The sequence below is a fragment of the Corallococcus carmarthensis genome, from assembly GCF_003611695.1.
Classification (GTDB): domain Bacteria; phylum Myxococcota; class Myxococcia; order Myxococcales; family Myxococcaceae; genus Corallococcus; species Corallococcus carmarthensis.
On record NZ_RAWE01000071.1, the window covers coordinates 1 to 23,770 of the forward strand.

Consider the following 23,770-nt stretch of genomic DNA (forward strand, 5'->3'; position numbering starts at 1 on the left):
GTCGTCGTCCCGGCCCGCCCCGCCGTCACGCCGGTGATGGCGCCGAAGGTGACGGACGCGGAGCTGCTGGCGGTCTGGGAGAGGTGGAAGGCGGCCCGCTCGCGCAACGACCGCGCGGCGGCGGAGGCGGCCCAGAAGGAGCTGCTCACGCTGCGCGAGGAGGTGCTCGCCTCCGACCTGGAACCGCTGAGCATGGGCTTCGTGCGCGAGGCAGGGGTCCGCCGCCGCGCCGGGGACCTGTCGGGCGCGCTCGCGCTCCTGGACGTGGCCGTGACCCTGTCGCCGGGGCTGCCCGCCGCGCGCTTCGCCCGGGCGGAGACGTACGTGGTGGAGGATCCTCTGAACGTGCCGCGCGCGGTGAGCGAATGGAAGACCGCGCTCGTGACGCTGGCGAAGGACGCGCGCTACCGCAGGCCCGCGCTCACGGACCTGGGCGCGCTGGTGCTCGCGGCGTGGGCGGCCACGGCGGTGGCGGTGGTCGCGGTGCTCTTCCTGCGGCGGATCCGCTACGCGCTGCATGACTTCCACCACCTGTTCCCCCGGGCGGTGACGCACTGGCAGTCGGGGCTGCTGGGGCTCCTGCTCCTGGCGCTGCCCGCGGTGCTGGGCGCGGGCCTGGTGCCCGTGCTGCTGGTGCTCTTCGCCTCGGTCGCGCTGTACGTGGGCCGCGCCGAACGCTGGGTGGCCGCGGTGCTGCTCATGGGGTTGGGGGTGATGCCGCTCGCCGCTGGGACGCTGGCGCGCTTCACCGTCTTCGCCGGCACGCCCGCGGAGGACGTCTACCTGCTGGAGCGCGGCGGCCTGTCCGCGGAAGGCGCGGCGGCCCGGGTGCGCGCCCGTGCGGTGGCGCGCTCCGCCCGCTTCCAGGAGCTGGGGGCCCTGGCCTTCTACGAATCGCGCCGCGGCCTCCTGGAGGAGGCGAGGGCGGACTTCAAGGCCGCCTCCGCCCTGAAGGAAGGCGACGCGCGGATGCTCACGCGCTTTGGCAACGCGCTCCTGGGCCTGGGCGACGTGGACGGGGCGGTGCTCCTCTACACCCAGGCGTCCAAGGCGGATCAGTCCATGGCGGCGCCGCACTACAACCTGGGGCAGGTGTACCGGCGCCGGGCCCGGCTCCTGCCGGATGATCAGCTGGGCAAGGAGCTGGACCGTTCCACCTCCGCCATCGCCCACGCGCAGGCGCTGGATGAATCACTCCTGCGCCGCGAACCGCCGCCGGAGGACCGCCCCCTGCTCAACCTCCTGCTCCTGTCCCCGTCCGTGCCCGAGCGCGACTGGATGGACCTGGCGGATGGCACCCAGGAGGGCGCCCGCGTGGAGTCCCAGGTGAGCCGCTGGCTGTCGCCCGTCCTGCCGGCGGGGCCGGTGGGCTGGGGGTTGACCGCGGCGCTCGCGGCCCTGGTCGCCGTCTTTGGAGAAGCTTCCTGGCGCATGAATGCGTCGCGCGGCTGTGAGAAGTGCGGCCAGGCGGTGTGCCAGCGCTGCGACAAGGACCTGGGCGTGGGCAGCGCGATGTGCGGCCAGTGCGTCCACGTCTACGCGCGCAAGAGTCAGGTGCCCAAGGAGTTCCGCTCGCGCAAGCAGGGCGAGGTGGAGCGCCACCAGGCATGGACGAAGCGGGTGACGTACGTGCTGGGAAGCCTGGTGTCCGGCGCGGGCCACGTGGGCTCGGGCCTGCCCGTGCGCGGCGCCCTCTACGCCTTCCTGTTCAGCTTCGCCGTGGCCGCGCTGGTGCTCCACCGCGGCCTCGTCCGCACCCCGTACGGGGACGCGCCGCTGTACCTCAAGCTCGTGCCCGCGGGCACGGTCCTCTTCTTCGTCTACCTGCTGACCTTGCGCGGCCTGCGCCGCCACCAGCGGGGGGAGGCCTGAGCCATGGCCCTCAAAGGCACCCTCAAGGATTTCGGCATCGGCGACATCCTGCAGCTCATCGGCCAGCAGCAGAAGACGGGCACGCTTCACCTGCGCAACAAGGACCAGGAGGTGCGCGTCGGCTTCCAGGACGGCCACATCATCAAGGCCGAAAGCCTCACCCGGAAGCGCAAGGAGCTCATCGGCGCCATGCTGGTGCGCGCCGAAATCATCACGGAGACGCAGCTGGAGGCGGCGCTGGAGGTCCAGAAGCGCACCCTCAAGCGGCTGGGTGACGTGCTGGTGCAGAGCCACGCCCTCACCGCGGAGCGCTTCCAGCACATGGCCCAGCTCCAGGTGACGGAGACGCTCTACCGCCTCTTCACCTGGAAGGCGGGCACCTACGAGTTCATCCAGGAGCCCGTGGAGCCCGGCCCCGACGGCATCACCCCGCTGCGCGCGGAGACGGTGCTGATGGAGGGCTTCCGGATGGTGGATGAGTGGCCCGTCATCCGGAAGCGCATCCACCGCGACGACATGACCTTCGAGCGCGTCAAGGCGCTGCCGCCGCCCCGCGTCAACGCGGACGACGGCGGGGAGCTGGGCGTCATCGGCCCGTCGGAGCGCCACATCTACGAGGAGATCGCCGTGGGGCGCGACCTGCGCCGCATGGTGGACCTGTGCGGCCTGGGCGAGTTCGAGACCTGCAAGGCGCTCTACAACCTGGTCAAGGGCGACTACGTGCGCGCCATCGACCCGGAAGGCCGCGCGCCCGTGCCGGAGGACACCCGGCTCGTCGCCCGGGTGGCGGGCCCGCTGGGCCGCATCGCGGTGACCATGGCGGTCATCGCGGGGCTGGCCTTCATCGCGTCCCGCTGGGTCGGGGGCCACGGACAGGAGACCGGCGCCTCCCGCCTGGGGGATCCTGCCGCCCAGCGTCAGATTGCCCACGCGCAGCGCGTCCGCATCGAGGCCGCGCTGGAGGTGTTCCAGCTGGAGAAGGGAACCCTCCCCGAACGGTTGGACGCACTGGTGGATGCCGGATTGTTGGGTCCGGAGGAACTGCGCTACCCGTGGCGGGAGGAGTACTATTACCGTCGCACGGCCGCCCGGCAGTTCATCCTCCTACCGCCCGTGCGCTAGCCCGCGGGCAGGCTCGCCACCGAGGGATGGCGGGCGTGGGGGGAGGGGCGGCGTTAACTTGAGGGCGAGCGATCACTGAACGAGGAACGACGCGCATTGCGAAATCCCGCCACGCTGGAAGTGCCCGCCACTCGTGCTGAAACCACCCCCACCTCCGCCAAGGTGGACGTCCGTGACAACGAGACGACCCTGGCCCTGTGCGGAAACCAGAACGAAAACCTCAAGCTGATGGAGCGGCGCCTGGGGGTCCGGGTGGGGCAGCGCGGCACGGAGCTGCTCCTGTCGGGCCCGGCGGACGCGGTCGCCTTCGCCGTGCGCCTGGTGGAGAACCTGGAGGAGATGATCCGCGCCGGACGCACCGTCTACCGGGAGGACGTGGAACAGGCCATCAAGGTCCTGGGCCGCGGCTCGGAGTCGCTGCAGGAGGTCATGCTCGGCACCGTCCTCAAGAGCTCCGGCAACCGGCAGATCGCCCCCAAGAGCATCGCGCAGAAGCGCTACGTGGACGCCATCCGCGCCCACGACATCGTCTTCGGCGTGGGCCCCGCCGGCACCGGCAAGACGTACCTCGCCATGGCCATGGCGGTCGCCTTCCTCCAGGAGCGCAAGGTCAAGCGCATCATCCTGGCGCGCCCCGCCGTGGAGGCCGGTGAGAAGCTCGGCTTCCTCCCCGGTGACCTGGCGGAGAAGGTGAACCCCTACCTGCGCCCGCTCTACGACGCCCTGCACGACATGATGGCCGTGGAGCGCGCCCAGCAGCTGGTGGAGCAGGGAGTGGTGGAGGTGGCGCCGCTCGCGTTCATGCGCGGCCGCACCCTCAACGACGCCTTCGTCATCCTCGACGAGGCGCAGAACACCACCGTGGAGCAGATGAAGATGTTCCTCACCCGCCTGGGCTACAACAGCAAGGCGGTCATCACGGGCGACGTGACCCAGGTGGACCTGCCCACGGGCAAGATGTCCGGCCTGAACCACGCGCGCTCCGTGCTGAAGAACATCGAAGGCATCCACTTCTCGGAGTTCTCCGACGTGGACGTCGTGCGCCACCCGCTGGTGCAGGAAGTCATCCGCGCCTACGAGCGCTCCGAGGCCTCCCAGAAGGAGGCCCAGGCGGCTCGCGAAAGCGCGGCGCCGGTGGACCGCTCCGAAGGCTGACGTCGTTCCGCGGCACCCGCCACCCCCGCTCCCAGGCCTGCGCCGGGGCGGGGGTGGAGTCGCTGGGTGACCCACACCGCTGCCTGTTGGCTTACCCGCATTTTTCGCAGAGCGAACTGGCGTCCAGGCGGCGGCTGTCCCACCCTCACGAATTTTCCCCGTCGCTGCTTCCTTGTAGGGAGCCTTGACGTCTTCGCAGGGTGAGGAGTTCCCCCATGGCCGATCCTGAATCACCAACCCCCGGGCCCAGTCCGCTGGACGCGCTCGCGGTCCGCCTGGGGCTGGGGCGCAGTGGGGATTGGGGCCGGCGCGTCGTGCAGGGCCTGCTGTTGCTCGTCGTCTCCGTGGGGGCGGGTTTCGTCATCTCCCCGGGCCTCTACAGCCAGCAGATTCCAGCGCTCACCCAGGACAATGTGAACAAGCCGTTCCGGGCCAACTCGCCCGCCGGCTTCAAGGCCGCGCGCGACTACGACATCGTCCACCAGGCGATGACGGAGCAGCGCCGCCGCGAGGCCCGCAGCGCGGTGCGCCCGGTGTACGACCTCAACCCGGCCGTGGTGGGCAATCTGCGCGCGTCCGTGCGCGCCGCCTTCGCCAGCGCGCGCGAGCACCTGGAAGAGGAGAAGGATGCCCGCACGGACGAGTCCGTGCCGGAGGAGGGCACGGCCAAGCGCCGCCGTGCCGTGCCGCTCACGCCCGAAGCCCTGGAGCGCCAGCGCCGCGACCGTGAGGAGATGCAGGCCCAGTTCCAGGAGCAGCTCTTCGGCCAGCGGGACGCGGGGCTGGAGCCGGAGGACTTCCAGGCGATCATCGCCAACGGCTTCTCGGAAGAGGCGGAGACCGCCACCCTGGTGCTGCTCGACCGCGCCTACCGTGCGGAGGGCAGCCAGGTGTACGTGGCCGGTTCGCGCGAGGAGCTGGTGCGTGAGGCGCCCCAGGGCCTCACCGTGCGCGACGTGCAGCACAAGAACGAGGAGACGCTGCCCGCGGGCGCCGCCCAGGTGGTGGACATGAAGGAGGCGCACCAGGAGATGGATCGCTTCGCCTCCGTGCCCGGCAACGTGCTGCCGGAGGCCCCGGCGGTGCAGCGCCGCGCGGTGTTGCGCATCGCCAAGCGGCTGGTCCGCCCCAGCCTGACCATCAACATCGCGGAGACGGACCTGCGCCGCCGGCTCGCGGGCGACGCGGTGAAGGACGCCGTCATCGCCATCAAGAAGGGCCAGCGCGTCATCGGCGACGGCGAGCTCGTCAACGAAACGCACCTCGTCATGCTGCGCGGGATGCGCGCGCAGACGGACCGCCTGGACCTGCTCCAGCTCCAGGTGGGCGGCACGGGCCTGGTGGCCCTGCTGGTGGTGTCCTTCTACGGCTTCTGCCGCGCGGCCTTCCGCCGCTTCCGCCCCACGCGCAAGGACGGCGTGCTGCTGGGCCTGTTGCTGGTGGGCCTATTGGGCCTGCTCCAGGTCTGGGTGTCCATCGCGGACGCGGTGCAGGACCGCTACACGGCGCTGCCCATCGAAGCGTTCTATTACGCCTTCCCGGTGGCGGCGGGCGCCATGCTGGTGCGCTTCATCCTCTCTCAGGAACTGGCGCTGTTCTTCGCCATGGTGTTCGCGTGCCTCGCGGGCGTGATGCTGGGCAACTCGCTGGCGTTCGGCATCTACACGCTGGTGGGCTCGCTGGTGGCGGCGGAGCGCATCGTCAAGGCGAAGGACCGCGTGGGCATCTTCCGCGCGGGCCTCGTCACCGGCATCGCCAACCTCATCGCCGTCCTGTTCCTGTTCCTCGTGGAGGGCAAGGGGCTGGCGGGGGACACGGTCGTCACGGCGCTGTGCGCGTTCTTCGGCACCGCGCTGGCCGTCCCGGTGATGGTGATGGCGCTGACGCCGCTCATCGAGGCCACGTTCGGCTACGCGTCGGACATCAAGCTCCTGGAGCTGGCGAACCTGAACCACCCGGCGCTCAAGGAGCTCATCGTCCAGGCGCCCGGCACGTACCACCACTCCATCATCATCGGCACGCTGGTGGAGAACGCGGCGGAGACCATTGGCGCGAACCCGCTGCTGGCGCGCTCGTGCGCGTACTACCACGACATCGGAAAGGGCCGGAACCCGCTCTACTTCGGGGAGAACCAGAAGGGGGAGAACCGGCACGACGGCCTGGCGCCCGCGATGAGCGCGGTCATCATCAAGCGCCACGTGACGGAAGGCCTGGAGATGGCCCGGCAGTACCGCCTGCCCAAGCTGGTGGCGGACGCCATCCCCCAGCACCACGGCACGCGCACGGTGGGCTTCTTCTTCCACAAGGCCCTGAAGGAGCAGGAGGGCAAGGAAGGCGCGCCCCCCATCGACGAGAGCATCTACCGCTACCCGGGCCCCAAGCCGCAGTTCCGCGAGGCGGCCCTGGTGATGATCGCCGACGCGGTGGAGGCCTCCACGCGCTCCATGCCGGACCCCACCAGCGCGAAGCTCCAGGCGCAGGTGCAGAAGATCATCAACATCATCTTCTCCGAGGGCCAGCTCGACGAGTGCGACCTGACGCTCAAGGACCTGAACCTCATCGCCCAGTCCTTCCTGCACACGCTGGAAGGCATCTACCACACGCGTCCCGTCTACCCGGCGGGCGCGATGGGTGGGGGCAAGGCCGGGGGCGCGCCGCTGATGATGGCGCCCGCGCCCGCGAAGTCTGACAAGGACACGAAGGTGCGAACGGCGGGCATGTCATGAGCCGCAAGGTGGAGGGCGTGAAGCTTCGCAAGGGCAAGGTGATTCCGCGCGACGACGGCAAGCGCATCGAGGAGTTCGTCGGCGTGGCCAGCACGCAGACGGAGTCCGCGTCCGTGGCGCGCATGCGGGCGCCGCCGGGCTGGAGCGAACCCGCGCAGACGCCGGAGTTCGACGAGGTGGTGCTCGTCCTCACGGGCGAGCTCACCCTCGTGGTGGACGGCAAGCGCGAACGGATTGGCGCGGGCGAGGTGGGCCTGGTGCCGCGCGGCAAGCGCGTCGTGTACCGCAACGACTCGCAGGGCGCGTGTGACTACTGGTCCGTCTGCGCGCCCGCGTTTCGCGTGGAGCTGGCCCACATCGAGAAGCCGGAGCCCAAGCCGAAGGCCTCGGACAACCAGGTGACGGTGCAGGTGGCGCACGGGCAGGGCGGGGACTACGAGCGCCTGCTCACCACCTGGGGCCGTGACTACCTGAAGCGCCTGGGGCTCACCGGCTGTGAGCTGTCGCTGTCGCTCGTGGGGGACCGGGCCATCCGCCGGCTCAACCGCACCTGGCGCCAGAAGGACAAGGCCACGGACGTGCTGTCCTTCCCCGCGGGGGACCAGCCCAAGGGTACGCCGGGCCCGCGCCCGCTGGGCGACGTGGTCATCTCCCTGGACACGGCGAAGCGGCAGGCGAAGGAGTACGGCCGCACGCTGGAGTCGGAGATGGGCCGCTACCTCGCGCACGGCCTGCTGCACCTGCTGGGGCATGACCATGAGAAGCCTCGCGACGCGAAGCGCATGGCCGCCCTGGAGGAGCAGCTGTTGGGCGAGCGGGGCATGGTGGCGGACTCGCTGACCATCGACTCGCGCGAACGCCGGGCGAAGCTCATCTGAATCCCCGCCGGGGGGCTTGCGGCCCCCCGTGCCTCCTTCCGGGTGCCCGACACCCGTCCGGCCCCGCCGTTGAGTCGGGGGCCGTGCGTGATAGGTAGTGGGCGCCCGCCTCCCGCGTGTTGGATGGAACGATGCCCCGCCTGTCGTCTCTCGTCGTCGCAAGCCTGTTGGGTCTTCTGCTGACCGCGTCCTCCGCGCGCGCCGCCTCGGTGCCGCCGTGGGGCACGGGTGAGAGCCGGGGCGAGGACCTGTCCATCTGGCTGGTGACCTTCAGCCCCGGCGATGACGTCTTCTCGTGGTGGGGCCACGGCTCGCTGGTGGTGGAGGACCGCGCCCGCCAGATGCAGCGGCTCTACAACTACGGGATGTATTCGTTCGACGACCAGACGGTGGTGCACTTCGCCAAGGGCCGCCTGGAGTTCTGGGTCGGTGAGTCGGGCGTCAACGGCACCTTCCGCTTCTACAAGTCGCTGGACCGCGACGTGCGCGTGCAGGAGCTCAACCTCACGCCGGAGCAGCGCGTGACGGTGGCGAAGAAGCTGGCGGACAACGTGCTGCCGGAGAACCGCGACTACCTCTACGAGCACTACAGCGACAACTGCGTGACGCGGCTGCGCGACATGATCGACGTGGCCGTGGGCGGCCGGCTGTCGGAGGCGGAGAAGGCCCCTGCCCGCATGACGCTTCGCGAGCACACGCGGCGCTACACGGCGGTGGGCCCGTCCCTGAGCTTCCTGCTCGACTTCATGATGAACGACTCCATCGACAAGCCCATCACCCGCCGCGAGGAGGCCTTCCTCCCGGATGAGCTGGAGCAGCAGGTGGCGGAGCTGAAGGTGCCGGGCACGGACGGCAAGCCGGTGTCGCTGGTGGCGAAGCAGTGGGACTACTACGCGTCGCCCACGCGCCCCCGGCCTCCCGCGCAGCCGCCGAACTTCGGCCCGTGGATCCTCGCGCTGGGCGTGCTCCTGGGTGGGGCCGCGTTGGGCCTGGCCGCGTGGGAGCGCAAGGGCAGCCGCGCGGCGCGCATCCTCCTGGGCCTGGAGAACGTGGTGGTGGGGCTGGTGCTGGGCATCCCCGGGCTGGCGCTCGTCATCATGTGGGTGGGCACGAACCACGTGGTGACGCACCACAATGAGAACCTCTTCTTCGCGAACCCGCTGACGCTCCTGGCCGTGCCGTACGGCCTGCGCCTCACCTGGAACAGCGCGAAGGCGCGCGCGCGGCTCAAGTGGGTGTGGGGCCTGCTCGTGGCGACGGGCGCGCTGGGGCTGGTGTTGAAGGTGCTTCCCTGGTTCGACCAGGACAACTGGCGCGCCATCGCGCTCATCCTGCCCATCTCCCTGGGCATGGCCGGTGCCTTCTGGCTGGACCGGCTCCGGGCGCTCGTGCCAGGAACGGCGCGCACGCCGCCCCGTCAGGATGCGCCGGTGTCGTCGCTCAAGGCCTCCTGAAACACCCCGGCATTCCCAACTGTTTCGATACGAAGGAGACGACGAACACCATGGCGAACGATTCGATGGAGAAGATCCACGCCCTGAAGGAGCGCCTCAACGCGCTCCGGGGGCATCTTTGACCTCGACCGCAAGCGGTCCCGCATCGCGCTGATTGAGCGTGACTCCACGCAGCCCGGCTTCTGGGATGACAACACCAAGGCCCAGGGGCTCCTGAAGGAGAAGTCCACGCTGGAGGCCAGCGTGGGCGCCTTCGACAAGACGATGCGCGGGCTGGACGACGCGCAGACGCTGCTGGAGCTGGCGGCGGAGATGAACGACGAGGCGAGCGCGCAGGAAGCGGAGGGCTCGCTCGCGTCGCTGGACGCGGAGGTCGCGAAGCTGGAGCTGGCGCGGATGCTCTCCGGGCCTCAGGACCGCAGCAACTGCTTCATGGACATCAACCCGGGCGCGGGCGGCACGGACTCCATGGACTGGGCCGCGATGCTCCTGCGCATGTACACGCGCTACGGCGAGACAAAGGGCTGGAAGGTCGAGATCAGCGACGCGCTGCCGGGCGAAGAGGCGGGCTTCAAGAACGTCTCCCTGCGCATCGAGGGCGAGAACGCCTACGGCTATCTCAAGGCGGAGGTGGGCGTGCACCGGCTCGTGCGCATCAGCCCCTTCGACGCCAACGCGCGCCGGCAGACGGCGTTCGCGTCCGTGGACGTGTACCCGGAGGTCGACGACAGCATCCAGATTGACCTGCCGGAGAAGGACTACGAGTTGAAGTTCATCCGCGGCAGTGGCGCGGGTGGCCAGAAGGTCAACAAGACGTCGTCTACGGCCCAGCTGCGGCACCTGCCCACGGGCATCATGATCACCTGCCAGACGGAGCGCTCGCAGTCGGCCAACAAGGACATGGCCTTCCAGATCTTGCGCGGCCGCCTGTACGAGCTGGAGATGAAGAAGCGCGATGCCGAGCGCGACGCGGCGGAGGCGGCGAAGAAGGACATCTCCTTCGGCTCGCAGATCCGCAGCTACGTGCTGGCGCCGTACCGCATGGTCAAGGACCTGCGCACCGGCGTGGAGACGGGCAACGTGGACAAGGTGCTGGACGGCGACCTGGATGAGTTCGTCACCGCACAGCTGCTGGGCGTGAAGAACCCCAACCGCAACGCCTCCGCGGACTAAGGCGCCGGCCCTGTCCGGACGCATCCCACCCCTCCCGGGCCTTTGGGTCCGGGAGGGGTTTTTCATGCCCGGGAACCTTTTTCCCGGACCCGGTGTCAGGGGGCGGGGCAGGGTGGTGCGGTAGGATGTGGTGGGCCCACACGGGCGGGAGGCACGGTGTCACCGGGCGGAGTGCTCGACGTCGGACAGCAGCCCCTGGCCACCGAGGCCGGTTCCGACGCGCGCCGCGAGGAACAGGCGCTGCTCGTCCGGCTGCGGCGCGGGGACCCGGAGGCCTTCGAGTCCCTGGTGCGCGAACACCAGGACCGCCTCTACGACTTCTGCTTCCGCATGCTGGGCGACCGCGAAGAGGCCCACGACCTGGTGCAGGAGATCTTCGTCAGCGTGCACCAGCACATCCGGCGCTTCCGCGAGGATGCGCGCCTGTCCACCTGGCTGTTCCGCGTCTCCAAGAACCACTGCCTCAACCGGCTGAAGTACCTCCAGCGCCGGGGCCGCGGCCGCTCGGAGGTCTATGACGAGGTGAGCGCCGCCGCCATCGCCGAGGGCGGGGGTGCCCCGCCGCAGCCGGACGCCGCCCTGGACGCGGCGCGGGAGCGGGCCCGGGTGCAGCGGGCCATTTCCCAACTGGACCCCGATGCGCGCATGCTGGTGGCGCTGCGAGACATCGAGGGCCTGAGCTACGACGAGATTGTCGACATCACCGAGCTGCCCGAGGGAACCGTGAAGAGCCGGCTCCACCGGGCACGCGAGAAGCTGGCGGACCTGCTGGGGCGCTTCGAACCATGAGCGGCCTCATGCGGAGGGGAACGGACTTGGAACCGCGATTGGATCACCGCGAGGCGAGGGCGCTGTTCCTGGCGCTCGCCGACGAAGAGTTGCCCGCCCCCCAGGAGCAGGCGGTGCGCAGCCACCTGGACGGCTGCGAGGAATGCCGCCAGGGGTGGGACCGGTACGCCCGCACGGTGGAGCGCGTGCGCTCGGTGGATCGGGAGAGGGCCCCGCCCGCGCTCGCGACGCTCGTGGCGGGCCGCATCCGCCGCCAGCGCCGCTTCGGCCTGCGCGGCCTGCACCTGGCCCATGCCAACCACCGCTTCCCGGTGGAAATCCTCATCCCGCTGCTCCTGGCCGCGGCAGTGGGGGCATTTCTTTTGATGTCTTCCTGAAGCCACGCCCTTGATGCGTTGCGTACTGGGGGCCGCTTGGCTAGCGTGCCGCGCCTTTCAAAAGAGCGCGTCATGGCCGAGACCGATAACAAGACCCCCCCAGGTGAGAAGAGCGGCGAAGCGGCGGATCTCGGCTCCAAGGAGCAGGAGATCTACCAGCAGCGGTTGGACAAGGCCGCGAAGTGGCGCGAGGCCGGCTTCAACCCCTACGGCAACGGCTACGCCCCCCAGCACCGGGCGGCGGACATCCTGGCCACGCACGCGAACCACTCCATGGAGGACCTGGAGAAGGACGCGCCCGTCTACGACGTCGCGGGCCGCATCGTGGCCATGCGCTCGTTCGGCAAGGCGGCCTTCATCAAGCTGCGCGACCGCTCCGGAGAGATTCAAGCGCACGTGAAGAAGGACGCGCTGGGGGACCTCTATGAGGTCTTCAAGCAGTGCGACCTGGGCGACTTCGTCGCGGTGCAGGGCCCCATCTTCCGCAGCAAGACGGGGGAGCTGTCCCTGTCGGCCACGAAGTTCGTGCCCCTCACCAAGTCCCTGCGCCCCATGCCGGAGAAGTGGCACGGCCTCACGGACGTGGAGATCCGCTACCGCCAGCGCTACCTGGACCTCGTCTCCAACCCGGACGTGAAGCAGGTCTTCCTGAAGCGCAGCAAGCTGGTGAAGTTCATCCGGAGCTTCCTCGACGGGCGGGACTTCGTCGAGGTGGAGACCCCGATGATGCACCCGCTGGTGTCGGGCGCGGCGGCGCGGCCGTTCGTCACGCACCACAACACGTACGACATCGACCTCTTCATGCGCATCGCGCCCGAGCTCTATCTGAAGCGGCTCGTGGTGGGCGGCATGGAGCGCGTCTACGAAATCAACCGCAACTTCCGCAACGAGGGCGTGAGCACCCGGCACAACCCGGAGTTCACGATGCTGGAGTTCTATCAGGCGTACGCGACGTACGAGGACCTGATGGACCTCACGGAGGAGATGCTCTCCGAGGCCTCCCGCCACGTCACCGGCGACTCCAAGGTGAAGTACGGCGAGCACGTCATCGACTTCGGCAAGGGCTGGAAGCGCATCCCCATGCCGGAGGCCATCCGGGAAGCTGTCCCCAGCCTGTCCGACAAGGACATGGTGGACGTGGACCGCCTGCGTCACGAACTGCTCAAGACGGTTCACTCGGAGGTGGAGCGCCGCGCCGTGGACGCCATGAACCACGGTGAGCTGGTGGGCGCCCTCTTCGAGGCCCACGTCGAGCACACGCTCATCCATCCCACCTTCATCACCCAGTATCCCACCGCCGTCTCCCCGCTCGCCCGCCGCAACGACCAGAACCCGGAAATCACGGACCGGTTCGAGCTCTTCGTCGCGGGCCGGGAAATCGCCAACGCCTTCTCCGAATTGAACGACCCGCTGGACCAGAAGGGCCGCTTCCAGGCCCAGCTGGACGCGAAGCAGCGGGGCCAGCAGGAGACGATGGACTACGACGAGGACTACATCCGCGCCCTGGAACACGGCATGCCGCCCACGGCAGGTGAAGGCATCGGGATTGATCGCGTCGCCATGTTGTTCACGGACGCCGCCAGCATCCGCGACGTGATTCTTTTCCCCCTCCTCAAGCCGCTGGCGAAGTAGCCACGAGGCCTCGTGCACCCCGCCGAACGGCAGACCGACTATCGCTGGCCCTTCCTATGGGCCGGCGCCCTCGTGGCACTCGTGGGAGCCATCCTCCTGGGGGTGGCCATCTCCGAGTCCGAGGCGTGGGCCGAGGTGGCCGGCGCCCTGGGCCTCTCCTTCGTGGGGTGGGGCGGGCTCGTCCAGTCCTTCGACGCCGGGGCGCTCGCCCTGGGCGCCCAGAAGGCCGGAGCCGTGGCCGGCCCCAAGATGCTGGTGGCCGGGACGCTCGTCTGGCTGGCGGGCTGGGGCCTCATCGCCACGGGCATCCGCCGCTCGCCGGCTTCCGAGGAAGGGCCCAGCCCCGCCGCGGGTGCACCCCTGTACCCCCGCCTGGCGCGCTACCGGGACTTCTACTGGAGCACGCTCGGCGCCTACGGCGGCGGCATCCTCCTGGCGGAGCTGGTGCTGCTGCTCCTGCAGACCGTCCTCTCCAGCGGCGTGCCGTCGGACCTGGGCGGCGCGGCGCGTGAGGCCAGCGGGGGCCTGTCGCTGCCCCCCACCATCGCCTTCGCCATCGCGTTCATCGTGAGCATGGCCGTGTCGTTCGCGTCCGGCTTCGTGGGCGCGTCCCGGGCGCAGCGGCTGTCGTTCCCGGAAGCCACCATCGGCGTGTTCTACCTGGGCCTGCCGGTGCCCATCCTCCTGTCGCTGATGGAGCGGGTGCCGTCGCTCCAGCTCGCGCTGGGCTACCGGCTCCGGGAGGTGACGTACGTCGCGGGGCTCATCGGCCGGCCGGAGCTGGCGTACTGGCTCGTCTTCGCCGCGCTGGTGCTGGCGCTCATCCTGGGCATCAACACGGGCTTCATCGCGGCGGGCAGCGGCCGGGTGGACCTGCGGCTGGGCTTCGAGCTCTTCGTCGCGCGCCGCCACGTGGCGGTGTTCCGTCCGTCGCTGCTGCTGGGCGCGCTCGCGGTGCTGATGTTCGGCATCATCCCGCCGCTCATCGTCTATTTCATCATCCGCGGGGCGGAGGCCGCCGTGGAGCGCACGCGCGTGAAGGCCCTGGGCCTGGCGGATCCGCTCGCCGCCGCGTCCGCGCAGCACCGGATGAAGCTCCATGAGCAGTCGCCCACCATGATGATGACCGCGCTGTCGGTGGGCGGCGTGGGCGTGGGCGTGATGGCGCTCATCATCGTGCTCAGCGTGATGAGCGGCTTCGAGGCCGACCTCCAGCAGAAGATCCTGGGCACCAACGCGCACGCGGTGGTGTCCCGCTACGCCGGGGACCTGCCGGACTACGACAAGGTGATGCAGCAGGTGAAGCGCGTGCCCGGCGTGGTGGGCCAGACGCCCTTCATCATCAACCAGGTGATGATCGCCTCGGAGGGCAACGTCGACGGCGTCATCATCAAGGGCATCGACCCGAAGTCGGTCGGCTCGGTGACGGATCTGCCGCAGAACATCCTGCCCGGCGGCGACCTGGACCACCTGGAGCAGCCCGCCCGGATCCTCCCCAGCAGCGCGGTGGAGGACGGGGAAGGGAAGAAGGACGCCGCGGAGGAGGACCCCATCATCGGCAAGGCCTCCAAGCCCGCGAAGCCCACGGTGCTCCCGGGCATCATCATCGGCCGCGAGCTGGCCGCCTCCCTGCGCGTGGTGGTGGGGGACCGGGTGAACGTCGTGTCTCCTCTGGGCACGGAGCTGGGCCCCTCGGGCCCCATCCCCAAGAGCCGCGCGTTCCGGGTGGCGGGCGTCTTCTACTCGGGCATGTACGAGTACGACTCCAAGTTCGTCTACATCCTGCTGAAGGAAGCGCAGGACTTCTTCGCGGTGAAGGGCGCCACCGGCATCGAACTGAAGGTGGCGGACATCGACGACGCGCGCCGCATCTCCAACCAGGTGGTGCGCGTGCTGGGCGGCTATCCCTACCGCGCGCGCGACTGGGGGGAGATGAACAAGAACCTCTTCTCCGCGCTGCGCCTGGAGAAGCTGGTGATGGGCATCATCCTGTCCATCATCATCATCGTCGCCGCGGGCCTCATCGTCGCCACGGTCATCATGCTGGTGCTGGAGAAGCGGAAGGAAATCTCCGTCCTCAAGGCGCTGGGCGTCCCGGACGGCGGCATCGTGAAGATCTTCCTCGCCGAAGGGCTCCAGATTGGCGTGGCCGGCGGCGTGCTGGGCCTGTTCTCCGGGCTCGCGTGGTGCCTCTTCATCGAGAAGGTCGGCATCAAGCTGGATCCGGAGGTCTATTACATCCCCGCGCTGCCGGTGCGCATCGAACCGGTGCAGACGGCGCTGGCGGTGGTCATCGCGGTGCTCGTCACCTACCTGGCGTCCATCTACCCGGCCCTCAAGGCGAGCAGCGTGGAACCGGTGGAAGGTCTGAAGGCAGAGTAGCCATGGCGCTGTTGTCCATCCGCAACGTCTTCAAGAGCTACTTCCTGCACGGCAAGCGCATTGACGTGCTGCGCGGCGTGTCGCTGGACATCAACGCCGGCGAGCTCATCTCCATGATTGGCGCGTCCGGCGCGGGAAAGAGCACCTTCCTGCACGTGCTGGGCACGCTGGACGCCCCCGCCGCCGGTGAAGTCCTCTTCGACGGCCGGTCCGTCTTCTCCATGAACGACGCGGAGATCGCCGAGTTCCGCAACCGCACCATCGGCTTCGTCTTCCAGAGCCACTACCTCCTGCCGGAGTTCACCGCGCTGGAGAACGTGGCCATGCCCGCGCTCATCCAGCGCAAGGACCGCGGCCCCGCCTACGCCTACGCCCGGGAGCTGCTGGAGCGCGTGGGCCTGGGCAGCCGTGTGGATCACCGCCCCGGCGAGCTGTCCGGCGGCGAGGCCCAGCGCGTGGCCCTGGCGCGCGCGCTGGTGCTCAAGCCCGCGGTCCTGCTCGCGGACGAGCCCACCGGCAACCTGGATCCCACGACAGGCGAGGGCATCCACCAGCTGCTCCGGGACGTCAACCGGGACCTGGGCATCACCGCCGTCGTCGTCACGCACAACGAGACGCTTGCTCGCTCCATGCCCCGCCGCCTCAGACTGGCCGGCGGGCAGGTGTCGGAGGCCTGATGGCCGCTCGCTTTTGGATTGAGGGGGCCTCCCCCCATCCCGTACATTGCCCCGCCTTTTCCTGGCCGGACTGCACTTGAGGCTCACCGTTCTGCGCAAGTCATTGCTCCCGCTGCTGGCGGTCGCCCTGTGGGCGCTCGGGCCCGTTTCCGCCTACGCCCAGGTGGACGCGGGTTCGCCCGTCGTCGTCCCCCCGTCCACCACCCCCGCCACGCCCGTGCTGCCTCCGGACGCGGGCACCCCCACGGGCGCTGACGCGCCGCTGGCCACCTCTCCGGACGACGAGGACACCAACGTGTCCCCCTCGGACCGCGTGGTGGAGGTCCGCATCGAGGGCAACCGCCGCGTGGAGTCGGAGGCCATCCGCCGCGTCCTGCGCACCCAGGTCGGTGACCCGCTCACCCGCACCGCGGAGGACCTCCGCGCCATCTGGGCCCTGGGCTACTTCACGGACGTGCAGCTGCTCGCGCAGCGCATGGCCAACGGCATCGCGTACGTGGTGCGCGTGGCGGAGCGGCCCACCATCCGCGCCGTGCAGCTCCAGGGCAACGAGGAACTCAGCGCGGACGACCTGAAGGAACAGCTGGAGCTCAAGGCCGGCACCATCCTCGACATCGAGGCCGTGCGCGCCACGCAGAAGAAGATTCAAGAGAAGTACGTCGAGAAGGGCTACTTCCTGGCGGAGGTGACGTACCGGCTGGATCCGGTGGAGGGCGGCGCCGCGGTCAACGTCGTCTACGTCATCAACGAGCACTCGAAGGTGATGGTGAAGCAGATCATCCTCCAGGGCGCGGAGAAGGTGTCCCCGGAGGAGCTCAAGGCGACGATGATCACGAAGGAGGGTGGCTTCCTGTCCTTCTTCACCGGCGAGGGCACCTACCGCGAGGAGGCCTTCCAGCGCGACCTCGCCGTCATCCAGATCGCCTACTACGACCGCGGCTTCATCAACGTGCGCGTGGACAAGCCCACCGTGCAGCTGTCCGCGGACAAGCGCGACATCTACATCACCCTGCACATCACCGAGGGTGAGTCGTACGACATCGGGAAGATCGACTTCGCGGGAGACCTGGAGCGCCCGCCCGCGGAGCTGCTGACGCTGATGAAGTCGCGTCCGAAGGAGCGCTTCAACCGCGGCCAGCTCTCCACGGACATCTCCGCCATCTCCGACGTGTACTTCGACAAGGGGTACGCGTACGCCAACATCAACCCCGTCACCTCCGTCAACGCGGAAGACCGGACGGTGGACCTCACCTTCGACATCCAGAAGGGCCCGCTCGTCAACATCGAGCGCATCGACGTCGTCGGCAACACGAAGACGCGCGACAAGGTCATCCGCCGCGAGCTGCGCGTCTACGAAGGCGAGCTCTACAACGGCACCGGCGTGAAGCGCAGCCGCGAGCGCGTCACCGCGCTGGGCTTCTTCGAGACCGTCGAAATCACCCAGCACCCGGGCAGCTCCGACAACGCCATCGTGTTGCAGGTGGAGGTGAAGGAGAAGGCCACCGGCACCTTCCAGGTGGGCCTGGGCTTCTCCAACGTGGAGAACTTCATCTTCACGGCCCAGGTGTCGCAGAACAACTTCCTCGGCTGGGGCCAGAGCGTGTCCGCGTCCGCGCAGATTTCCGGCCTGCGCTCCCTGGTGCAGCTGTCGTTCTACGACCCGTACTTCCTGGACACGAACTACCTGCTGTCCGCGGAGTTCTTCCGCGTCCAGGCGGACTACGAAGGCTTCATCCGCAACTCCACGGGCGGCACCATCTCCCTGGGCCGCCAGCTGGTGGACGACGTGCTGGCCACCGTCGGCTACTCGCGTGAGTACGTGGACGTGCAGGCGGGGCAGGGCATTGGCGCGGTGCTGCTCGCCAACCAGTTCCAGTCCGGCGTCACCAGCGCGCTGCGCCTGTCTGTGTCCTTCGACCGGCGCGACAACCGCCTCTTCCCGTCGCGCGGCTTCATCCACTACGGCTCGGTGGAGACGGCGCCCTCGTTCCTGGGCGGCACGTTCCTCTTCAACCGCTACACCGCCTACTCGCGCCTGTACTTCCCCCTGCCGCTGGGCTTCGTCTTCAAGACGAACGCCACGCTGGGCTACGTGCAGCAGCTGGACTCCAGCAAGCCGCTGCCCATCAGCGAGCTCTACTACGTGGGCGGCATCAACACGATCCGCGGCTACTACCTGCGCAGCATCAGCCCCACGCTGCTCGTGCCGCGCGCGGACAACCCGGACGCCAACGTCACCGAGTTCCGGGTGGGCGGCAACAAGCAGCTCATCTTCAACTTCGAACTGGAGTTCCCCATCTTCGAGAAGGCCGGCCTGCGCGGCGTGCTCTTCTACGACGCGGGCAATGCCTTCGGCTCCAACGAGAAGTTCTTCGAGGACCGGCAGGACAAGCTGCCCCTGGGCCTCTTCCACTCCGCGGGCTTCGGCTTCCGCTGGTTCTCGCCCATCGGGCCCCTGCGCTTCGAGTGGGGCATCCCGCTGACCAAGCGGCCTTCGGACGACCCCATCCTGTTCGAGTTCACGATCGGTAACTTCTTCTGATAGGCATTGACCCCAAGGCCTTCCTGGCCCATTCGCCTCCGCCCTGCCCGGGCGGAAGTGAACAGGCCGGGCGGGTGGACGTCGGAGCCTGCAGCACCTTTTCCGAGGAGCCGTAACCCATGTCGCTTCGAAGCACCCTGGCGGCCGCCGCCGCTGTCCTGTCGCTCGCCCTCCCGGTTGCCGCTTCGGCCGCCGAACTCAAGGTGGCCTACGTCGACCTTCAGCGCGTGCTGCTGGAGGTGGATGACGGCAAGGCCGCCAAGGCCCGTCTCCAGAAGTGGCTGGAGGACCGCCAGAAGGAGATCGACAAGGAGCAGGACACGCTCCGCAAGGAGAAGGAGACCCTGGACAAGCAGGCCAGCGCCATGAGCGAGGCCACGCGCACCCAGAAGGCCACCGAGCTCCAGAAGAAGGTGATGGAGCTGGCGCAGAAGTACGAGCGCAGCCGCGCCGAGGCCGCCAACAAGGAGCGCCAGGAGATGGAGCCCATCGTCAACCGCATCGACCAGGTCATCGCGTCCATCGCGGAGCGGGACGGCCTGGGCATGGTGCTGGACAAGCGCGACTCCGGCATCGTCTTCGCGCTGTCCCAGTACGACATCTCCAACGAGGTCGTGCGCAGCTACAACAACAGCGCGGCCAAGAAGCCCGCGGCGCCGGTGGCCAAGGACGCCCCGGTCAAGAAGTAGGCAACTGGACTCCCCCGTGCCATCCGCATCGAACGCGCACCGGCTGGGGGACATCGCCACCCATGTCCGGGGTGAGCTCCTCGGCGACCCCGGACTGCTCGTCCATGGCCTGAACGGCCTGGAGGAGGCAGCACCGGGGGAGGTGTCGTTCTACGGCAACCCCCGCTACCGCAAGCAGTTCGAGGCCACCCGCGCCTCGGCGGTGCTGGTGGGGAGGGATGCCCCCGCTCGCGACGGCGTGGCCCTGGTGCGGGTGCCCAACCCGCACCTGGCCTACGCGAAGCTCCTCGCCCTGTTCCATCCGGCCACGCGGCCCCCCGCGGGCATCCACCCGGCCGCCCACGTCCACCCGGAGGCCACGGTGCACCCGGAGGCCACGGTGAAGGCCGGCGCGGTGGTGGAGAAGGGCGCCCACGTTGGCGCCCGCACGGTGCTGCACCCCGGCGCCTACGTGGGTGAAAGCGCGCGCGTCGGTGATGACTGCGTGCTCTACCCGCACGCCACGGTGCGTGAAGCGTGCGTGGTGGGCTCGCGCGTCATCCTCCACGCCTCATCGGTGGTGGGCGCGGACGGGTTCGGCTTCGCCTTCGACGCGGAGGGCGACGACGGCCCCCGGCACTTCAAGATTCCCCAGGTGGGCATCGTCCGCATCGAGGACGACGTGGAAGTGGGCGCCTGCACCTGCATCGACCGCGCGACGGTGGGTGAAACGGTGGTGGGCCAGGGAACGAAGCTCGACAACCTGGTGCAAATCGCCCACAACGTGCGCGTGGGGCCGCTGGCGCTCATCTGCGCGCAGGCGGGCGTGTCGGGTTCGGCGGAGGTGGGCACCGGCGTGGTGCTCGCGGGGCAGGTGGGCGTGGTGGGGCACATCCGCGTGGGTGACCTGGCCAAGGTGGGCGCGCAGTCCGGCGTCGCCCATGACGTTCCAGACGGACAGGTCGTCAGCGGCAGCCCCGCCATCCCCCACAAGGAATGGCTGCGCGCCAGCGCCGCGTCGGGGCAGCTGGCGGACCTGCTCAAGGAAGTGCGTGCCCTTCGCAAGAGGGTGGAGCTGTTGGAGAAGGAGAAGGGCGGATGATGGACATTGGCGAGATCCAGGCGCTGCTGCCGCACCGCTACCCGTTCCTCCTGGTGGACCGGGTGGTGGAAATCGTGCCGGGCCAGAAGCTCACGGCCTACAAGAACGTCACCATCAACGAGCCCTTCTTCAACGGCCACTTCCCGGGGCATCCGGTGATGCCGGGCGTGCTCATCCTGGAGGCGCTTGCCCAGGCCACGGCCATCCTTGCGTATAAGACGGAAGCCATGGACCCGACGCGGCTCGTCACGTACCTGATGGGCGTGGACAACGCGCGCTTCCGCAAGCCGGTGGTGCCCGGGGACAGGCTTCAGCTGGACATCGAAGTCATCCGCCACAAGGGCGCCATCTGGAAGACGAAGGGCCTGGCGTCGGTGGATGGCACCAAGGTGGCGGAAGGGGAGTTCCTCGCCACCGTGGTGGACAAGAACAAGGCCGCCAAGGGCGACGAGAGCGCGGCGCCGTAGGGCGCGTCACACGCGCTGCTGAGGAGAGAAGGACATGGCGCAGGTTCATCCCACCGCGGTCGTCCATCCGGGAGCCCGGCTCCACGACACCGTGGAGGTGGGGCCGTTCTCGGTCATCGGGCCCCAGGTCGTCATCGGCGCGGGCACCCGCATCGGGCCGCACGTCGTCATCGAGGGCCGCACCACGCTCGGGGAGCGCAACCACCTCTTCCAGTTCTGTTCGGTGGGCGCGGCGCCCCAGGACTTGAAGTACGCGGGCGAGGACACGGAGCTCGTCATTGGTGACGAGAACCAGATCCGCGAGTTCGTCACGGTGAACCTGGGCACGGTGGCCGGCGGCGGCGCCACGCGCCTGGGCCACCGCAACCTGCTGCTCGCCAACAGCCACATCGCGCACGACTGCATCGTGGGCAATGAAGTGCTCCTCGCCAACGGGGCCGCGCTCGCGGGCCACGTGACGGTGGAGGACGCGGTGAAGATTTCGGGCCTCGTCGCGGTGCACCAGTTCACCCGGCTGGGGCGCTACGCGTTCATCTCCGGCGGCTCCATGGTCACCATGGACGTGCCCCCCTACTGCACCGTGCAGGGGGACCGGGCCACGCTGGTGGGCCTGAACACCGTGGGCCTGGAGCGCGGCGGCTTCACCGAGGAGCAGATTGGCCGTGTGAAGGAGGCCTACCGCATCCTCTTCCGCTCCAAGCTGGGCTTGCAGGAGGCGCTCGCGCAGCTTCGCGGGGAGCTCTCCGGCCACCCGGAAGTGGAGCACCTGGTGCGGTTCGTGGAGACGAGCAAGCGCGGCGTCACGCGCTAGGCCCGTTCGCGCGGAAGAAGCCGCAGGAGAAACGGAGCGGAGCGGGTGGATCGCATCGGGCTCATCGCCGGGAACGGCCAGCTTCCCTTCCTCTTCGCGCGGGCCGCCCGTGCGCGTGGCCTGGAGGTGGTGGTGGCCGCGCACCGGGGAGAGACGGACCCGGCGCTGGAGCAGGAGGTCGGCCACTTCGCCTGGGTGCGCGTGGGGCAGGTGGGCCGCATCCAGAAGGTGTTCCTCCAGGCGGGCGTCACCCGGGCGGCCATGGCGGGCGGCATCGGCCGCGTGCGCGCGCTCAAGGAGGCCCGGCCAGACCTGGGCGCGGTGCGCATCATCTCCCGCCTGCGCAGCTTCCGGGACGACGCGCTCTTGCGCGCGGTGGCCGCGGACTTCGAGTCCCGCGGCATCACCATCATCGCGCCCACGGACTTCCTGGGCGAGGTGCTCTGCCCCGAAGGGCACCTGGCCGGCCCCGCGCTGAAGCCCGCGCAGGAGAAGGACGTGGCCCTGGGCCGCGAGGTGGCGGTGCTCCTGGGGCAGGCGGACGTGGGCCAGACGGTGGTGGTGCGCGACGGCCACGTGCTCGCCCTGGAGGCCGTGGAGGGCACCGACGAGACCATCCGCCGGGGCGCGAAGCTGGGCGGCCCGGGCGCCGTGGTGGTGAAGCGCTGCAAGCCGGAGCAGGACCTGCGCTTTGATTTGCCCGCCGTGGGCCCGCGCACGCTGGAGGTCATGGCGGAGGTGGGCGCCCGGGTGCTGGCGCTGGAGGTAGGGCGCACGGTGCTGTTGGACGCACCTGCCCTCTTCGCGGGGGCCACCGCGCGCGGCATCACCCTGGTGGGCGTGCGGTAGGCTCGGGAATCCGTTTCCCCGGGATGGGGTTGCCTCTCCACCTCTTCCCGCGACGCCGAGGCCGACGCCGCATGTCCGTTCGACTCCTACCTCTCGTGGTCCTGCTGGGCCTGCCGCTTCCCGCCTTCGCGGAGGCCATCCGGGTCTCGCTGGAGGGCCGCGCGGCCCTGGGTGAGGGTGTGCCCACGCTGGTCATCCACATCGACGAGCCCATCTCCGGCTTCGAGGTGAAGCTCAAGCGCAGCGACGGCAAGACGGTGGAGCTCAAGGGGGGCGGCAAGCCGGGCATCACCCGCCGCGTCGCCCTGGAGCAGCCAGAAGGGAAGTTCCACTACGAGGGCGAGCTGACGGTGCAGTTCCCGGACGCGGAGCCGGGCGCCATGCCGCTCGCCTTCGACACGGAGCTGTACGGCCCGCTGAAGATGGAGGTGCGCCGCGAGGACGTGGACGTGCCCGGCCGCAAGCTGCGCTTCACGCTGTCCCGCGCGGCCGCGAAGACGGAAGTCACCGTGTTGATGGACACCGGCAAGACGGCCTTCGCGGGCGACGTGGACTTCAAGGGCGCGCCCGCGGGCACGCCCCTGGAGGTGAAGTGGATGCCGGCGGAGGGCAAGGTGATGCGCATCCGCCTGCGCGCCTACGACACCTCCGACTTCTACACCGGCGTGGACCTCTACCCGTGGCAGGTGGACATCCCGCATGAGGAAGTGACCTTCGCGTCCGGCCGCTCGGATGTTCCCCCGGCGGAGAAGGGCAAGCTGGACGCCAGCTACAAGGGCATCACGGACGCGCTGAACAAGTATGGGCGCTGGGCGTCGCTGCGCCTGTACGTGCTCGGGCACACCGACACGGTGGGCAGCACGGACGACAACCGCGAGCTGTCGCTCAAGCGGGCGAAGAGCATCGCGTCCTACTTCCGCCAGCGCGGCTTGAAGGTGCCAGTGTTCTACGAGGGCTTTGGTGAGCAGTCCCCGGCGGTGCCCACGCCGGACGAGACGGCGGAGGCGGGGAACCGTCGCGCCGAATACATCATCGCGGTGGAGGACCCGTCCTTGACGAACGCGCCCTTCACCCCTCGCTGGCGCAAGCCTTGA

The 23,770-nt window shown here is 69.4% G+C and carries 19 protein-coding genes; all 19 read left to right on the top strand.

From position 1 onward, the window contains the following. Nucleotides 1-1,872, top strand: a 1,872-nt coding sequence (locus D7X32_RS20100; RefSeq protein WP_120604181.1) for a tetratricopeptide repeat protein, incomplete at its 5' end; no start/stop codon positions are given. 3 nt (nucleotides 1,873-1,875) lie between these two features. Continuing rightward, on the top strand, nucleotides 1,876-2,994 hold the full coding sequence (locus tag D7X32_RS20105; RefSeq protein ID WP_120604182.1) for a DUF4388 domain-containing protein: 1,119 nt from the start codon (nucleotides 1,876-1,878) through the stop codon (nucleotides 2,992-2,994). Nucleotides 2,995-3,090: 96 nt separating this feature from the next. Next, the gene (locus tag D7X32_RS20110; protein WP_120604183.1) at nucleotides 3,091-4,149 is read left to right on the top strand and encodes a PhoH family protein; all 1,059 of its coding nucleotides are present in this window, start codon (nucleotides 3,091-3,093) and stop codon (nucleotides 4,147-4,149) included. A 215-nt stretch (nucleotides 4,150-4,364) separates the two neighbouring features. Beyond that, entirely contained in the window at nucleotides 4,365-6,875 is a 2,511-nt protein-coding gene (locus D7X32_RS20115; RefSeq protein WP_120604184.1) for an HD family phosphohydrolase, read from the top strand. After that, nucleotides 6,872-7,753, top strand: a complete 882-nt coding sequence (ybeY, locus tag D7X32_RS20120; RefSeq protein WP_171449844.1) for an rRNA maturation RNase YbeY — start codon at nucleotides 6,872-6,874, stop codon at nucleotides 7,751-7,753. Before D7X32_RS20115 ends, ybeY begins: the two co-directional genes overlap by 4 nt. Before the next feature lie 131 nt (nucleotides 7,754-7,884). After that, complete coding sequence (locus D7X32_RS20125; RefSeq protein ID WP_120604185.1) at nucleotides 7,885-9,207, top strand: Lnb N-terminal periplasmic domain-containing protein; 1,323 nt, start codon at nucleotides 7,885-7,887, stop codon at nucleotides 9,205-9,207. A gap of 50 nt (nucleotides 9,208-9,257) precedes the next feature. Then, nucleotides 9,258-10,380 (top strand): peptide chain release factor 2 gene (gene prfB, locus D7X32_RS20130; protein ID WP_244239097.1). Its coding sequence is split into 2 segments (ribosomal slippage): nucleotides 9,258-9,326 and nucleotides 9,328-10,380, totalling 1,122 coding nucleotides; the frame shifts between segments, so codons are not numbered across the junction. A gap of 156 nt (nucleotides 10,381-10,536) precedes the next feature. Beyond that, nucleotides 10,537-11,169, top strand: coding sequence for an RNA polymerase sigma factor (locus D7X32_RS20135; RefSeq protein WP_120604186.1), 633 nt, complete (start codon nucleotides 10,537-10,539; stop codon nucleotides 11,167-11,169). Beyond that, a complete protein-coding gene (locus tag D7X32_RS20140; RefSeq protein ID WP_120604187.1) occupies nucleotides 11,166-11,546 on the top strand; it encodes an anti-sigma factor family protein in 381 nt (126 codons plus the stop codon). Before D7X32_RS20135 ends, D7X32_RS20140 begins: the two co-directional genes overlap by 4 nt. A gap of 72 nt (nucleotides 11,547-11,618) precedes the next feature. Further along, nucleotides 11,619-13,178: a lysine--tRNA ligase gene (lysS, locus tag D7X32_RS20145; protein ID WP_120604188.1), complete on the top strand. Its 1,560-nt coding sequence runs from the start codon at nucleotides 11,619-11,621 to the stop codon at nucleotides 13,176-13,178. 12 nt (nucleotides 13,179-13,190) lie between these two features. Beyond that, entirely contained in the window at nucleotides 13,191-15,560 is a 2,370-nt protein-coding gene (locus D7X32_RS20150) for an FtsX-like permease family protein (protein ID WP_120604189.1), read from the top strand. A gap of 2 nt (nucleotides 15,561-15,562) precedes the next feature. Beyond that, complete coding sequence (locus D7X32_RS20155; protein ID WP_120604190.1) at nucleotides 15,563-16,237, top strand: ABC transporter ATP-binding protein; 675 nt, start codon at nucleotides 15,563-15,565, stop codon at nucleotides 16,235-16,237. Between the two features lie 76 nt (nucleotides 16,238-16,313). Further along, the gene (gene bamA, locus D7X32_RS20160) at nucleotides 16,314-18,779 is read left to right on the top strand and encodes an outer membrane protein assembly factor BamA (protein ID WP_208752481.1); all 2,466 of its coding nucleotides are present in this window, start codon (nucleotides 16,314-16,316) and stop codon (nucleotides 18,777-18,779) included. Between the two features lie 119 nt (nucleotides 18,780-18,898). Continuing rightward, entirely contained in the window at nucleotides 18,899-19,468 is a 570-nt protein-coding gene (locus tag D7X32_RS20165) for an OmpH/Skp family outer membrane protein (RefSeq protein ID WP_120604192.1), read from the top strand. A 16-nt stretch (nucleotides 19,469-19,484) separates the two neighbouring features. After that, nucleotides 19,485-20,549, top strand: a complete 1,065-nt coding sequence (gene lpxD, locus D7X32_RS20170) for a UDP-3-O-(3-hydroxymyristoyl)glucosamine N-acyltransferase (protein ID WP_120604193.1) — start codon at nucleotides 19,485-19,487, stop codon at nucleotides 20,547-20,549. Beyond that, entirely contained in the window at nucleotides 20,549-21,016 is a 468-nt protein-coding gene (gene fabZ / locus D7X32_RS20175; protein WP_120604212.1) for a 3-hydroxyacyl-ACP dehydratase FabZ, read from the top strand. Before lpxD ends, fabZ begins: the two co-directional genes overlap by 1 nt. Before the next feature lie 34 nt (nucleotides 21,017-21,050). Further along, nucleotides 21,051-21,827, top strand: a complete 777-nt coding sequence (lpxA, locus tag D7X32_RS20180; RefSeq protein WP_120604194.1) for an acyl-ACP--UDP-N-acetylglucosamine O-acyltransferase — start codon at nucleotides 21,051-21,053, stop codon at nucleotides 21,825-21,827. Between the two features lie 45 nt (nucleotides 21,828-21,872). After that, a complete protein-coding gene (locus D7X32_RS20185; RefSeq protein WP_120604195.1) occupies nucleotides 21,873-22,676 on the top strand; it encodes an LpxI family protein in 804 nt (267 codons plus the stop codon). 71 nt (nucleotides 22,677-22,747) lie between these two features. Further along, nucleotides 22,748-23,770: an OmpA family protein gene (locus D7X32_RS20190; RefSeq protein ID WP_120604196.1), complete on the top strand. Its 1,023-nt coding sequence runs from the start codon at nucleotides 22,748-22,750 to the stop codon at nucleotides 23,768-23,770.

What these genes read in the sequence shown, in the direction of transcription:
- D7X32_RS20190 (WP_120604196.1), top strand. Translation starts at nt 22,748, where the DNA reads ATGTCCGTTCGACTCCTACCTCTCGTGGTCCTGCTGGGCCTGCCGCTT.
- D7X32_RS20155 (WP_120604190.1), top strand. Translation starts at nt 15,563, where the DNA reads ATGGCGCTGTTGTCCATCCGCAACGTCTTCAAGAGCTACTTCCTGCAC.
- fabZ (WP_120604212.1), top strand. Translation starts at nt 20,549, where the DNA reads ATGGACATTGGCGAGATCCAGGCGCTGCTGCCGCACCGCTACCCGTTC.
- D7X32_RS20140 (WP_120604187.1), top strand. Translation starts at nt 11,166, where the DNA reads ATGAGCGGCCTCATGCGGAGGGGAACGGACTTGGAACCGCGATTGGAT.
- D7X32_RS20165 (WP_120604192.1), top strand. Translation starts at nt 18,899, where the DNA reads ATGTCGCTTCGAAGCACCCTGGCGGCCGCCGCCGCTGTCCTGTCGCTC.
- D7X32_RS20115 (WP_120604184.1), top strand. Translation starts at nt 4,365, where the DNA reads ATGGCCGATCCTGAATCACCAACCCCCGGGCCCAGTCCGCTGGACGCG.
- D7X32_RS20105 (WP_120604182.1), top strand. Translation starts at nt 1,876, where the DNA reads ATGGCCCTCAAAGGCACCCTCAAGGATTTCGGCATCGGCGACATCCTG.
- lpxA (WP_120604194.1), top strand. Translation starts at nt 21,051, where the DNA reads ATGGCGCAGGTTCATCCCACCGCGGTCGTCCATCCGGGAGCCCGGCTC.
- lysS (WP_120604188.1), top strand. Translation starts at nt 11,619, where the DNA reads ATGGCCGAGACCGATAACAAGACCCCCCCAGGTGAGAAGAGCGGCGAA.
- D7X32_RS20125 (WP_120604185.1), top strand. Translation starts at nt 7,885, where the DNA reads ATGCCCCGCCTGTCGTCTCTCGTCGTCGCAAGCCTGTTGGGTCTTCTG.
- ybeY (WP_171449844.1), top strand. Translation starts at nt 6,872, where the DNA reads ATGAGCCGCAAGGTGGAGGGCGTGAAGCTTCGCAAGGGCAAGGTGATT.